Origin of the sequence: Pseudomonas sichuanensis (assembly GCF_003231305.1) — a bacterium.
Taxonomy (GTDB): Bacteria; Pseudomonadota; Gammaproteobacteria; order Pseudomonadales; family Pseudomonadaceae; genus Aquipseudomonas; species Aquipseudomonas sichuanensis.
Map to the genome: position 1 here is coordinate 1 of NZ_QKVM01000015.1, position 11,743 is coordinate 11,743.

Consider the following 11,743-nt stretch of genomic DNA (forward strand, 5'->3'; position numbering starts at 1 on the left):
CATCGCAAATGAATGCGCATAAAACTTTCAAAACAACAACAACAACAACAACAACAACAACAACAACAACAACAACAACAACAACAACAACAACAACAACAACAACAACAAAGGGCGAATCAGGAGAAAACCAACCCCCAATTCGCCCCAACACCAACAACTCAAATCAACTCAAATCAATCAAGCGCATCAAGCAACGCCTGATTCATCTCCGGCGTCCCAACCGTAATCCGCAAGAACTGCGCAATCCGCTCTTGCTTGAAGTGCCGCACAATAACCCCCTGCTCCCGCAGCCGCGCCGCGATCCCCGCCGCATCCTGCTGCGGATGCCGGGCAAAGATGAAGTTCGCCGCCGAAGGCAACACCTCGAACCCACGCGCCCGCAACGCAGAAACCAACACCTCACGGCTGTCGATCACCTTGCGGCACGCCTCGTCAAAGTACGCGCGATCTTCGAACGCCACCGCAGCCCCGACAATCGCGGCACGGTCCAACGGGTAGGAGTTGAAGCTGTTCTTGATCCGCTCCAACGCCTCGATCAGGTCCGGATGCCCCACCGCCAAGCCAACCCGCAGGCCAGCCAGCGAGCGCGACTTGGACAGCGTCTGGGTCACCAGCAGGTTGTCATAGCGATCAACCAGGCTGATGGCCGTCTCGCCACCGAAGTCGATGTACGCCTCGTCCACCACCACCACCGAATCCCGATTGGCCTGCAGTAGCTGCTCCACGGCCTCGAGCGGCAACAGGCAACCGGTCGGTGCATTGGGGTTGGGGAAGATGATCCCGGCGTTTGGCTTGTTGTAGTCCGAAACGCGAATCTGGAACTGCTCGTCCAGCGCCACCTGCTCGTACGGAATGCCGTACAGGCCGCAGTACACCGGGTAGAAGCTGTAGCTGACGTCCGGGAACAGCAACGGAGCATCGTGCTGGAACAGGCCGTGGAAGATGTGCGCCAGCACCTCGTCCGAGCCGTTGCCGACAAACACCTGCGCCGGGGTGACGCCGTAGTACTCGGCCACCGCCTGCTTGAGCCGGTCACCATTCGGGTCCGGGTACAGGCGCAGGTTGTCGTTCAACTCGCCACGCATGGCCTCCAGCGCCTTGGGCGATGGGCCATAGGGGTTCTCGTTGGTGTTGAGCTTGACCAGTTTGGCCAGCTTGGGCTGCTCGCCCGGCACGTAGGGCACCAAGTCCTTGACGAAGGGACTCCAGAAACGACTCATGCTCAATTCCCCTTCTCGGTGAGGATGCGGTATTCGGCGCTGCGGGCGTGGGCGGTCAACGACTCGCCACGGGCCAGTACCGAAGCGGTGTGACCAAGCTCGGATGCGCCCTGCTCGGAACAGAAGATGATCGACGAGCGCTTCTGGAAGTCATACACGCCCAGTGGCGAAGAGAAGCGCGCCGTGCCGGAGGTCGGCAGTACGTGGTTGGGGCCCGCGCAGTAGTCGCCCAGTGCCTCGCTGGTGTGACGGCCCATGAAGATCGCGCCGGCGTGGCGGATGTGCGGCAGCCAGGCCTGCGGGTCGGCCACCGACAACTCCAGGTGTTCAGGGGCGATGCGGTTGGCCACCTCGATGGCCTGCTGCATGTCGCGCACCTGAATCAGGGCGCCACGGCCATTGATCGACTTTTCGATGATCTCGGCGCGCTCCATGGTTGGCAGCAGCTTGTCGATGCTGGCGGCAACGCGATCGAGGAATTCGGCATCGGGGCTGACCAGGATGGCCTGGGCATCTTCATCGTGTTCGGCCTGGGAGAACAGGTCCATGGCAATCCAGTCCGGATCGGTATGGCCATCGCACACCACCAGGATCTCCGACGGGCCGGCGATCATATCGATACCCACCTGGCCAAATACATGGCGCTTGGCGGTGGCCACGTAGATGTTGCCCGGGCCGACGATCTTGTCCACCTGCGGCACGCTTTCGGTGCCGTAGGCCAGGGCCGCGACGGCCTGGGCGCCACCAACGGTGAACACCCGGTCGACGCCGGCGATGCAGGCAGCGGCCAGCACCAGCTCATTGACCTCGCCACGCGGGGTCGGCACCACCATGACCACTTCACCGACACCCGCGACCTTGGCTGGAATCGCGTTCATCAGCACCGACGAAGGGTACGACGCCTTGCCGCCCGGCACGTACAGGCCGGCACGATCCAGCGGGGTGACCTTCTGGCCGAGCACGGTGCCGTCGGCTTCGGTGTACTGCCAGGAGTCCTGCTTCTGCCGCTCGTGGTACAGGCGCACGCGGTTGGCGGCTTTCTCCAGCGCTTCACGCTGCACCGGGGTGATGCGGGTCAGCGCCAGCTCCAGGCGGGCACGGTCGAGGATCAGGTCATCGATGGTCTTGGCGTCGACACCGTCGAAACGCTGGGTGAATTCAACCAGCGCTGCGTCACCGCGCTCGCGCACAGCCTTGATGATGTCGAGCACGCGCTGGTTGACCGCGTCATCGGACACACTTTCCCAGCTCAGCAGATGATCCAGATGTCGGGCGAAATCCTGGTCAGCGGCGTTGAGACGGGCAATTGCAGTGGACACGGTCATGGCGAGGGCCTCGATTATTAGCGAATGCTCAGGCGCCCTAGGCTACCAGTCCATCCGCGCGGGCACCTGAGAAAGAAGGCTATGACGCGGATAGACGGGCGCGACAGCGAAGGTCGCGCGCAGAAGTCAGCCGCGGTGTCGCGATTCGACAGCGTTGCGCAGGGTGTCGATCAGGCTTTGAATACGGGCGTGCTGCATTTTCATGGAGGCCTTGTTGACCACCAGGCGCGAACTGATCGTGGCGATCAGCTCCTGGGGTTCGAGGCCATTGGCACGCAGGGTGTTGCCGGTGTCGACCACGTCGATGATCTTGTCGGCGAGGTTGATCAGCGGGGCCAGCTCCATTGAGCCGTACAGCTTGATGATGTCGACCTGGCGGCCCTGTTCGGCGTAATAACGCTTGGCCACGTTGACGAACTTGGTCGCCACACGCAGACGGCCCTTGGGCTCGGGGGCTCCGGTGACACCAGCGGTCATCAGCTTGCATTGGGCAATCTGCAGGTCCAGCGGCTCGTACAGGCCCTGGCCGCCGTATTCCATCAGCACGTCCTTGCCGGCTACACCGAGGTCGGCGGCGCCATGCTCGACATAGGTCGGCACATCGGTGGCCCGCACGATGAGCAGGCGCACATCGTCCTGCGTGGTGGGGATGATCAGCTTGCGGCTCTTGTCCGGGTTCTCGGTCGGCACGATACCGGCTTCGGCCAGCAGTGGCAGGGTATCGTCGAGAATACGGCCTTTGGATAGCGCGATGGTCAACATGGGAAACGTCGGTCCTTAAGCGGCTACAGCCGGCCAGGCAGTGAGCCTGGCCGGTATTCGATTCGGTAGGCGCGTCCGTGCGCCTGCGGGCTGCTAGCCCGGTACGCGACGGATCTTCGCGCCCAGCATCTGCAGTTTCTCCTCGATGCACTCGTAACCACGGTCGATGTGGTAGATGCGATCGATCAGGGTGTCACCCTCGGCGACCAGCGCCGACAGCACCAGGCTGGCGGAAGCACGCAGGTCGGTGGCCATCACCGGAGCGCCCTTGAGCGCCTTGACGCCGGTCACGATGGCGGTGTTGCCTTCAACCTGGATCTGCGCGCCCATGCGGTGCATCTCGTAGACGTGCATGAAGCGGTTTTCGAAGATGGTCTCGATCACTGCGCCAGTGCCTTCGGCGATGGCGTTGAGCGAAATGAACTGCGCCTGCATGTCGGTCGGGAACGCCGGGTACGGAGCGGTACGCAGGTTGACGGCCTTGGGCCGCTTGCCGTGCATGTCCAGCTCGATCCAGTCTTCACCGGTGGTGATGTCGGCGCCGGCTTCCTTGAGTTTCTCAAGCACGGCTTCGAGGATGGTCGGATCGGTGTCCTTGACCTTGACGCGACCACCGGTAACGGCAGCGGCCACCAGGTAGGTACCGGTCTCGATACGGTCGGGCATGACGCGGTAGTTGGCCGAGGCCAGGCGCTCGACGCCATCGATGGTGATGGTGTCGGTGCCGGCGCCCTGAACCTTGCCGCCCATGGCGTTGATGAAGTTGGCCAGGTCGACCACTTCAGGCTCGCGAGCGGCGTTTTGCAGCACGCTGCGGCCCTTGGCCAGCGCTGCGGCCATCATGATGTTCTCGGTACCGGTCACGCTGACGGTATCGAAGAAGAAGTGCGCACCGCGCAGGCCGCCCTCGGGGGCCTTGGCCTTGATGTAGCCGCCTTCGACCTCGATCTTCGCGCCCATGGCTTCCAGGCCGCGGATGTGCAGGTCTACCGGGCGAGAGCCGATGGCGCAGCCGCCAGGCAGGGCCACTTCGGCTTCACCGAAACGGGCGACCATCGGGCCGAGGACCAGGATCGAGGCACGCATGGTCTTGACCAGCTCGTAGGGAGCAACCAGGGTCTTGATGGTGCGTGGGTCGATCTCCACGGCCAGCTTTTCGTCGATCACAGGCTCGATGCCCATGCGACCGAACAGCTCGATCATGGTGGTGATGTCGTGCAGGTGTGGCAGGTTGCCCACGGTAACCGGGCCGTCGGCCAGCAGGGTTGCCGCCAGAATCGGCAGGGCCGCGTTTTTCGCGCCGGAAATGCGAATTTCGCCGTCGAGGCGTGGGCCGCCAGTGATAATCAGTTTGTCCATTTGTGTCTCGCCGCCAAGTTGGCTCAGGTGCGCTCAGCCCAGGCTGCGCTGCTGAAGAATTTCATGGTTACCGCGTGAATGGCGCCGTTGGCGATCCACGGATTGAGGTGAGCATAGATCGCCTGCTGACGCTTGACCGGGCTCAGGCCGGCCAGCTCGTCGCTGATCACGTTCAACTGGAAGTTGCAGCCTTCGCCTTCAACTTCGACCCGGGATCCCGGCAATTTCTCTTCCAGAAAGCTTTTGACTTCTACGGCCTGCATGCTCAACCTCGATCGGCGCCCAACGCGCGCGGGTCGGCCATCATACAAAAAAGCCCCTCGCCTGCGAAGCCCATGACGGGATGCGCTGACCGAGGGGCCTTCACCTTCGTGCAAGCCATCAACCGGCCAGCACTTCATCGAGGTCATAGACCCCGGCAATTTCCCGCATGTCGGCAGGCATGCCGCGCACTTCGCAGGCCTTGCCGGCCGCCTGCGCATCGCGCATGAAGGCCAGCAGCAGCGACAGCCCGACGCTGCTCGACTTGACCACCGCGCTGCAGTCGAGCACCAGCCGCTGCTCGCCACTGCCGGCGATCAGCGCCTTGCCCTGCTGGCGCAGGGCCGGCCCGCTGCGGTAGTCGAGCACCCCGGCCAGGCACAGAACGCCGGGCTCGGGCATGCTCACGACGGCATCGCTCATTTGACTTCCTTATCCGGCGAGTTGTCGGCGGCTTCCTTGGCCTTGGCCACCTCGCCGGCCCAGCCGTCGATGGTCTTGTCCAGGCTGTTGCCGTTGCGCTGCATGGCGTCGGCGAACTGATCGCGGAACAGCTTGCCGATGTTGATGCCGTTGACGATGACGTTGCGCACTTTCCACTCGCCGTCGATCTTCTGCATGGTGTACTGCACCGGATAGACCGCACCGTTGTTGCCGGTGATCTTCATGCCGACGCTGGTGCGGTCGCCGTCCTCGGCCTTGGCCGGGTCGACGGTGATGCCTTGGTTGTTGTACTCGAGCAGGGCGTTGCCATAGAACTGCATCAGGCTGCGCTTGAAGTTCTCCTGGAAGCGTTGCATCTGCTCCGGGGTGGCCTTGCGCGAATACTTGACGGTCATGATGCTCTTGGAGATGCCGTCGGCATCGACCACCGGGCCAAGGTTGCCGTTGAGTGCGGCATAGAACGCCTCGGGGTTGGCCTTGTACTGCGCCTTGTTGGCCTTGAGGTCGTTCAGCAACTGGGTCGTGGTGCCCTGGATGACGTCACGGGCGGACTGCCCCGGCGCCGCCATGGCCAGCAGGGGGAAGGCCGCCAGCAGAACCAGCAGGCCACGTCGCAGGATCGAAATCATGGAAACTCCTTAATTAGCCGGTTGCGCTTCTTTGGGTTCCTTGCCCACGGTATTGAGCAGGAATTTGCCGATCAGGTCTTCCAGCACCAGCGCCGACTGGGTGTCGTGGATGGTGCTGCCGTCTTTGAGAACCGCTTCTTCGCCGCCCACGCTGATGCCGATGTACTTCTCGCCCAGCAGGCCGGCGGTCAGGATCGAGGCAGTGGAGTCGGTCGGCAGGTTGTCGACGTTCTTGTCCAGCTGCAACGTGACCCGACCGGTATACGAATCGCGGTCCAGATCGATGGCCGTGACCTTGCCGATGGTCACACCGGCCATGGTCACTTTAGCTCTGACCGTCAAACCGGCGATATTGTCGAAGTAGGCATAAACTTTGTACGTGTCGCTGCTCGGGCTGGCCGACAGCCCGCTGACACGCAGGGCCAGCAGCAGCAGCGCCAGGATCCCGGCCAGGAGGAACAGGCCGACACCGATTTCCAGGGTGCGGTTTTGCATCAGAAATCTCCAAACATCAAGGCGGTCAGAATAAAGTCCAGACCCAGGACTGCCAACGAGGCATAGACCACGGTCTTGGTGGTGGCACGGCTGATCCCTTCTGAGGTGGGCTCGCAGTCATACCCCTGGAATACGGCGATCCAGGTGACGACGAAGGCAAACACCAGGCTCTTGATCAGCCCGTTGATCACGTCGTCGGTGAAAGAAACGCTGTTCTGCATGTTGGCCCAGAACGAGCCTTCGTAGACGCCCAGCCAGTCGACCGCGACCCACGACCCACCCCAGATGCCGACCACGCTGAAGATCAGCGCCAGCAGCGGCAGCGAGATGAAGCCGGCCCACAGGCGTGGCGCGACGATGTACTTGAGCGGGTCGACACCGATCATTTCCAGGCTCGACAACTGCTCGGTGGACTTCATGTTGCCGATTTCGGCCGTCAGCGCGGAACCCGCGCGGCCGGCGAACAGCAGGCCGGTCACCACCGGCCCGAGCTCACGCAGCAAGGTCAGGGCGACCATCTGCCCCACGGCCTGCTCCGAACCATAGCGGGCGAGGATGCTGTAGCCCTGCAGCGCCAGCACCATGCCGATGAACACCCCGGACACGACGATGATCGCCAGCGACAGCACGCCAACCGAATAGAGCTGCTTGACCAGCAACTGGAAGCCGCCGCCGACGCCGCCTCGACCGCTCAGCGCGTGACCAAGGAACAGGCAGGAGCGGCCCAGCACCGCCAGCACGTCGATGGCCGAGCGGCCAAACAGACGGATACGTTCGAGTAAGGATTTTCTGCGCATCAACGCGCCCCCAGCAAATCGGCGCGGTAGTCTGGCGCAGGGAAGTGGAAGGGTACCGGGCCGTCCGGGTCGCCCTTCATGAACTGGCGGATACGCGGGTTGTCCGAACCCATCAGCTCGGCAGGCGTGCCCTGCCCCAGCACCTGGCCATCACCCACCACATAGATGTAGTCGGCGATGCTGGCGGTTTCCGCCAGGTCGTGGGAAACCACGATGCTGGTGATACCCAGGGCGTCGTTGAGCAGGCGGATCAGGCGGACCAGCACGCCCATGGCAATCGGGTCCTGGCCGACGAACGGCTCGTCGTACATGAGGATCTGCGGGTCGAGGGCAATCGCCCGGGCCAGGGCCACGCGGCGTTTCATGCCGCCGGAGAGCTCGTCGGGCATCAGGTCGATGGCACCGCGCAGGCCCACGGCCTGCAACTTCATCAGGACGATGTCACGAATCAGATCGTCCGGCAGCTCGGTGTGTACGCGCAGCGGGAAGGCGACGTTCTCGAAGACATCGAGGTCGGTGAACAGGGCCCCGCTCTGGAACAGCACGCCCATCTGCTTGCGCGCATCGAACAGGTCGCCCCGCGACAACGCGGGCAGGTTCTGGCCATTGACCCAGACTTCCCCGCTGGACGGCCGCAACTGTGCGCCCATCAGACGCAGCAATGTCGTCTTGCCGCACCCCGAGGGCCCCATGATGCCGGTGACCTTGCCGCGGGGAATGCGAATGTCCACGTTGCTGAAAATGCTGCGCGAACCACGCTTGAAGGTGACTCCCTTCAGCTCGACCGCGCAGGCGCTATCCACACTCATCTAGACTCCTTGCAATGCAGCCTCGTCTTCATGGACGCCTGCCCTCATCTTGAAGGCACACTGGTCCCTGGCGGGCCGAACAGCGGCGAACTATAGCACCGCAGATGGCACGCCCCCAAGGGCGCAAATCCGGCTGTTCAGGCAGGCGACAGCCTTGTAGTCGTTTCTTACGACAATCGAATGGATGAGCCTTTCACACATTGCGGCTATAATCGCCGCCTTTTCATCAGGCATTGCGTTTTCGACATGAGCCAATCCAGCGAGCTGATCCAATCCGCCCAGCGCACCTTGCGCCTGGAACTCGAGGCTGTGCAGGCACTGCTGGCCCGCATCGACGGTGACTTCGTCAAGGCCTGCGAGCTGATCCTGGCGAGCAAGGGCCGGGTGGTCGTGGTCGGCATGGGCAAATCCGGGCATATCGGCAACAAGATCGCCGCCACCCTCGCCAGCACCGGCACGCCGGCTTTCTTCGTGCACCCGGCCGAAGCCAGCCATGGCGACATGGGCATGATCACCCGTGACGATGTCATCCTCGCCCTGTCCAACTCGGGCAGCACCGCCGAGATCGTCACCCTGCTGCCGCTGATCAAGCGCCTGGGGATCCAGCTGATCAGCCTGACCGGCAACCCGGACTCGCCGCTGGCGCAGGCCGCCGAGGTCAATCTCGACGCCAGCGTCGCCCAGGAAGCCTGCCCGCTCAACCTGGCACCGACCTCCTCCACCACCGCCTCGCTGGCCCTGGGCGATGCACTGGCCATCGCCCTGCTGGAAGCGCGCGGGTTCACCGCCGAAGACTTCGCCTTCTCCCACCCTGGTGGGGCTCTGGGCCGCCGCTTGTTGCTGAAGGTCGAGAACGTGATGCACTCTGGCGACGAACTGCCCCAGGTGCAGCGCGGCACCCTGCTCAAGGACGCGCTGATCGAAATGTCGCGCAAGGGCCTGGGCATGACCGTGGTGCTGGAGCACGACGGCGCGCTGGCCGGGATCTTCACCGACGGCGACCTGCGCCGCAGCCTCGATCGCAACATCGACGTGCACAAGACCCTCATCGACGAAGTCATGACCGTGCATGGCAAGACCGCCCGCGCCGAGATGCTCGCCGCCGAGGCGCTCAAAATCATGGAAGACCACAAGATCAGCGCGCTTGTCGTTGTCGATCAGAGCGACCGGCCGACCGGCGCCCTGAACATGCACGACCTGCTGCGTGCCGGAGTGATGTAAATGAACCAGGACCTCATGCAACGCGCCAAGGCCATCAAACTGGCGGTGTTCGACGTTGACGGCGTGCTTACCGATGGCCGCCTGTACTTCCTTGAAGACGGCAGCGAATTCAAGACCTTCAACACCCTCGACGGCCACGGCATCAAGATGCTCATGGCCGCAGGCGTCACCACGGCGATCATCAGCGGGCGCAAGACGCCGGTGGTCGAGCGCCGGGCGAAGAACCTCGGCATCCCGCACCTGTTCCAGGGCCGCGAGGACAAGCTGGTGGTGCTGGACGACCTGCTGGCCGAACTCAATCTAAGCTACGAACAGGTCGCTTATCTGGGTGACGACCTGCCCGACCTGCCGGTGATTCGCCGGGTAGGCCTGGGCATGGCGGTAAGCAATGCCGCGCCGTTCGTTCGCCAGCATGCCCACGGCGTTACCCAGGCACGCGGCGGCGAAGGCGCTGCCCGCGAGTTCTGCGAACTGATCATGCAGGCCCAGGGCATCCTGGACGCTGCCAACGCCCACTACCTGTAAGGCCCCCCATGTTCAGCAAGAAGATCAGAAATTTCGCGCTGTTTGGCGTGATAGCCGCCGTGCTGGCGGCCGTCGGGTACTGGAACATCAGCCCCGAGAGCTTCCTCGACAAGCCGGTCGCGCAGACCGACGAGAGTGCCATCGACTATTACGCGATCAACGCTCACAGCGTGCAGTTCCTGCCTGACGGCAAGCTGCAATACGAAATGACCGCCGACAAGGTCGAGCACCTCAAGGCCAGCGAAGTCACCCTGGTGACCACGCCAGACCTGCACATGTACCGTGGCACCGAGTACCCCTGGCATGTGCAGAGCACGCGCGCCGAGGTCAACCCGGACGGCACCGAAGTCGAATTGATCGACAATGTGCGGGTTGCCCGCACCGACGAAAAACAGCGTGAAACCATCATTACCAGCACACGCATGACCGTGTTCCCGCAGAAGCAATATGCGCAGACCGAGCAAGCCGTTAGAATCGACGGCGCCGGTGGCACGACTACGGGCAAAGGAATGAAAGCGTATTTGAAAGAAGGCAGGATGGACCTGCTCTCTAACGTAAGAGGACAGTATGAGGCTCGTTAAAACCATCCCCCTTCTGCTCAGCCTGGGCGTAGCACTGGGAAGCGCGAGCGCCTTCGCCCTGCCGAACGACCGTGACCAGCCAATCCGCATCCAGGCCGACAACGCGCACCTGGACGACAAGCAGGGTGTGGCCACCTACACCGGCGACGTGATCATCACTCAGGGTTCGATGGTGATCAAAGGCAACACCGTGACCATGACCCGCGCCGCCAATGGCGACATCGACGTGGTCACCTCGGTGGGCAACCTGGCCTACTTCGAGCAGCAGCAGAGCGCTGCCAAGCCGGACAAGATGAAAGGCTGGGCCGTGACCATCCAGTACCAGGCGCAAAAAGAAATGGTCATCCTGACCGACCGCGCCAAGGTCGAGAACGAAGGCAACACCACCGAAGGCGAGAAAATCGTCTACAACACCAAAACCCAGGTGGCGACCGCCGGCCGCGGCGGCAACGTGACTGCACCACGTCAGCGTATCGACATGGTCATTCAACCGAAGAAAAAGGCCGAGTAAATGGCAACCCTCAAAGCCCAGCACCTGGCCAAGAGCTACAAAGGCCGGCAAGTCGTTCGCGACGTCAGCCTGTCCATCGACAGCGGCCAGATCGTCGGTCTGCTCGGCCCTAACGGCGCCGGCAAGACCACCTGCTTCTACATGATCGTCGGCCTGGTCCAGGCCGATCAGGGCCGGGTACTGATCGACAGCCTCGACGTCAGCCACCAGCCCATGCACGGCCGCGCCCAGTCCGGTATCGGCTACCTGCCGCAGGAAGCCTCGATCTTCCGCAAGCTGTCGGTGGCCGACAACATCATGGCCATCCTCGAGACCCGCAAGGACCTCGACCGCGACGGCCGGCGCAAGGAGCTGGAAAGCCTGCTGCAGGAATTCCACATCAGCCACATCCGCGACAACCTCGGCATGAGCCTCTCCGGTGGTGAACGCCGCCGTGTCGAAATCGCCCGCGCCCTGGCCACCGCGCCCAAGTTCATCCTGCTGGATGAACCGTTCGCCGGCGTCGACCCGATCTCGGTGGGCGACATCAAGCAGATCATCCACCACCTCAAGAACAAGGGGATCGGCGTACTGATCACCGACCACAACGTTCGCGAGACGCTGGACATCTGTGAGACGGCCTACATCGTCAACGATGGTCAACTGATCGCCGAGGGCGATGCCGAGACCATCCTGGCCAACCAGTTGGTCAAGGAGGTCTACCTGGGTCACGAGTTCCGCCTCTGATCCAGGCCCGCCTGGAGCACTGGCGCACACGCCCGTTCAGGGCTTAAGTGTTACTGTGCTCTAGGCAAGCGCTAG

The 11,743-nt window shown here is 62.9% G+C and carries 15 protein-coding genes; 5 read left to right on the forward strand and 10 right to left on the reverse strand.

Annotation, left to right across the window (positions count from 1 at the left end; genetic code table 11):
* Nucleotides 1-176 precede the first annotated feature (176 nt).
* The 10 genes from hisC to DM373_RS10080 form a co-directional block, all read right to left on the reverse strand.
* Nucleotides 177-1,223, reverse strand: a complete 1,047-nt coding sequence (gene hisC, locus DM373_RS10035) for a histidinol-phosphate transaminase (protein WP_110993417.1) — start codon at nucleotides 1,221-1,223, stop codon at nucleotides 177-179.
* 2 nt (nucleotides 1,224-1,225) lie between these two features.
* Nucleotides 1,226-2,548: a histidinol dehydrogenase gene (hisD, locus tag DM373_RS10040; RefSeq protein ID WP_110993418.1), complete on the reverse strand. Its 1,323-nt coding sequence runs from the start codon at nucleotides 2,546-2,548 to the stop codon at nucleotides 1,226-1,228.
* 126 nt (nucleotides 2,549-2,674) lie between these two features.
* The gene (gene hisG, locus DM373_RS10045; RefSeq protein WP_011532429.1) at nucleotides 2,675-3,310 is read right to left on the reverse strand and encodes an ATP phosphoribosyltransferase; all 636 of its coding nucleotides are present in this window, start codon (nucleotides 3,308-3,310) and stop codon (nucleotides 2,675-2,677) included.
* 93 nt (nucleotides 3,311-3,403) lie between these two features.
* Nucleotides 3,404-4,669, reverse strand: a complete 1,266-nt coding sequence (gene murA, locus DM373_RS10050; protein WP_110993419.1) for a UDP-N-acetylglucosamine 1-carboxyvinyltransferase — start codon at nucleotides 4,667-4,669, stop codon at nucleotides 3,404-3,406.
* Nucleotides 4,670-4,692: 23 nt separating this feature from the next.
* On the reverse strand, nucleotides 4,693-4,932 hold the full coding sequence (locus tag DM373_RS10055) for a BolA family protein (RefSeq protein ID WP_110993420.1): 240 nt from the start codon (nucleotides 4,930-4,932) through the stop codon (nucleotides 4,693-4,695).
* 118 nt (nucleotides 4,933-5,050) lie between these two features.
* A complete protein-coding gene (locus tag DM373_RS10060) occupies nucleotides 5,051-5,353 on the reverse strand; it encodes an STAS domain-containing protein (RefSeq protein ID WP_110993421.1) in 303 nt (100 codons plus the stop codon).
* Nucleotides 5,350-6,003, reverse strand: coding sequence for an MlaC/ttg2D family ABC transporter substrate-binding protein (locus DM373_RS10065; protein WP_110993422.1), 654 nt, complete (start codon nucleotides 6,001-6,003; stop codon nucleotides 5,350-5,352). Before DM373_RS10065 ends, DM373_RS10060 begins: the two co-directional genes overlap by 4 nt.
* A gap of 9 nt (nucleotides 6,004-6,012) precedes the next feature.
* Nucleotides 6,013-6,498, reverse strand: a complete 486-nt coding sequence (mlaD, locus tag DM373_RS10070; RefSeq protein WP_110993423.1) for an outer membrane lipid asymmetry maintenance protein MlaD — start codon at nucleotides 6,496-6,498, stop codon at nucleotides 6,013-6,015.
* On the reverse strand, nucleotides 6,498-7,295 hold the full coding sequence (gene mlaE / locus DM373_RS10075; protein WP_110993424.1) for a lipid asymmetry maintenance ABC transporter permease subunit MlaE: 798 nt from the start codon (nucleotides 7,293-7,295) through the stop codon (nucleotides 6,498-6,500). Before mlaE ends, mlaD begins: the two co-directional genes overlap by 1 nt.
* Nucleotides 7,295-8,104: an ATP-binding cassette domain-containing protein gene (locus DM373_RS10080; RefSeq protein WP_110993425.1), complete on the reverse strand. Its 810-nt coding sequence runs from the start codon at nucleotides 8,102-8,104 to the stop codon at nucleotides 7,295-7,297. Before DM373_RS10080 ends, mlaE begins: the two co-directional genes overlap by 1 nt.
* Nucleotides 8,105-8,350: 246 nt before the next feature.
* Here DM373_RS10080 and DM373_RS10085 point away from each other — a divergent pair, with 246 nt between their 5' ends.
* From DM373_RS10085 to lptB, 5 genes are read left to right on the forward strand one after another with little or no spacing between them, the layout of a single operon-like run.
* Nucleotides 8,351-9,325: a KpsF/GutQ family sugar-phosphate isomerase gene (locus DM373_RS10085; RefSeq protein WP_110993426.1), complete on the forward strand. Its 975-nt coding sequence runs from the start codon at nucleotides 8,351-8,353 to the stop codon at nucleotides 9,323-9,325.
* Complete coding sequence (gene kdsC / locus DM373_RS10090; RefSeq protein WP_110993427.1) at nucleotides 9,326-9,850, forward strand: 3-deoxy-manno-octulosonate-8-phosphatase KdsC; 525 nt, start codon at nucleotides 9,326-9,328, stop codon at nucleotides 9,848-9,850.
* A gap of 8 nt (nucleotides 9,851-9,858) precedes the next feature.
* Entirely contained in the window at nucleotides 9,859-10,431 is a 573-nt protein-coding gene (gene lptC / locus DM373_RS10095; RefSeq protein WP_110993428.1) for an LPS export ABC transporter periplasmic protein LptC, read from the forward strand.
* A complete protein-coding gene (gene lptA, locus DM373_RS10100; protein ID WP_110993429.1) occupies nucleotides 10,418-10,942 on the forward strand; it encodes a lipopolysaccharide transport periplasmic protein LptA in 525 nt (174 codons plus the stop codon). Before lptC ends, lptA begins: the two co-directional genes overlap by 14 nt.
* The gene (gene lptB / locus DM373_RS10105) at nucleotides 10,943-11,668 is read left to right on the forward strand and encodes an LPS export ABC transporter ATP-binding protein (RefSeq protein WP_110993430.1); all 726 of its coding nucleotides are present in this window, start codon (nucleotides 10,943-10,945) and stop codon (nucleotides 11,666-11,668) included. It begins immediately after the preceding gene.
* Nucleotides 11,669-11,743: the final 75 nt, after the last annotated feature.

What these genes read in the sequence shown, in the direction of transcription:
- DM373_RS10055 (WP_110993420.1), bottom strand. Translation starts at nt 4,932, where the DNA reads ATGCAGGCCGTAGAAGTCAAAAGCTTTCTGGAAGAGAAATTGCCGGGA.
- lptC (WP_110993428.1), top strand. Translation starts at nt 9,859, where the DNA reads ATGTTCAGCAAGAAGATCAGAAATTTCGCGCTGTTTGGCGTGATAGCC.
- mlaD (WP_110993423.1), bottom strand. Translation starts at nt 6,498, where the DNA reads ATGCAAAACCGCACCCTGGAAATCGGTGTCGGCCTGTTCCTCCTGGCC.
- DM373_RS10060 (WP_110993421.1), bottom strand. Translation starts at nt 5,353, where the DNA reads ATGAGCGATGCCGTCGTGAGCATGCCCGAGCCCGGCGTTCTGTGCCTG.
- DM373_RS10085 (WP_110993426.1), top strand. Translation starts at nt 8,351, where the DNA reads ATGAGCCAATCCAGCGAGCTGATCCAATCCGCCCAGCGCACCTTGCGC.
- lptA (WP_110993429.1), top strand. Translation starts at nt 10,418, where the DNA reads ATGAGGCTCGTTAAAACCATCCCCCTTCTGCTCAGCCTGGGCGTAGCA.
- mlaE (WP_110993424.1), bottom strand. Translation starts at nt 7,295, where the DNA reads ATGCGCAGAAAATCCTTACTCGAACGTATCCGTCTGTTTGGCCGCTCG.
- DM373_RS10065 (WP_110993422.1), bottom strand. Translation starts at nt 6,003, where the DNA reads ATGATTTCGATCCTGCGACGTGGCCTGCTGGTTCTGCTGGCGGCCTTC.
- kdsC (WP_110993427.1), top strand. Translation starts at nt 9,326, where the DNA reads ATGAACCAGGACCTCATGCAACGCGCCAAGGCCATCAAACTGGCGGTG.
- murA (WP_110993419.1), bottom strand. Translation starts at nt 4,669, where the DNA reads ATGGACAAACTGATTATCACTGGCGGCCCACGCCTCGACGGCGAAATT.
- hisG (WP_011532429.1), bottom strand. Translation starts at nt 3,310, where the DNA reads ATGTTGACCATCGCGCTATCCAAAGGCCGTATTCTCGACGATACCCTG.
- lptB (WP_110993430.1), top strand. Translation starts at nt 10,943, where the DNA reads ATGGCAACCCTCAAAGCCCAGCACCTGGCCAAGAGCTACAAAGGCCGG.
- DM373_RS10080 (WP_110993425.1), bottom strand. Translation starts at nt 8,104, where the DNA reads ATGAGTGTGGATAGCGCCTGCGCGGTCGAGCTGAAGGGAGTCACCTTC.
- hisC (WP_110993417.1), bottom strand. Translation starts at nt 1,223, where the DNA reads ATGAGTCGTTTCTGGAGTCCCTTCGTCAAGGACTTGGTGCCCTACGTG.
- hisD (WP_110993418.1), bottom strand. Translation starts at nt 2,548, where the DNA reads ATGACCGTGTCCACTGCAATTGCCCGTCTCAACGCCGCTGACCAGGAT.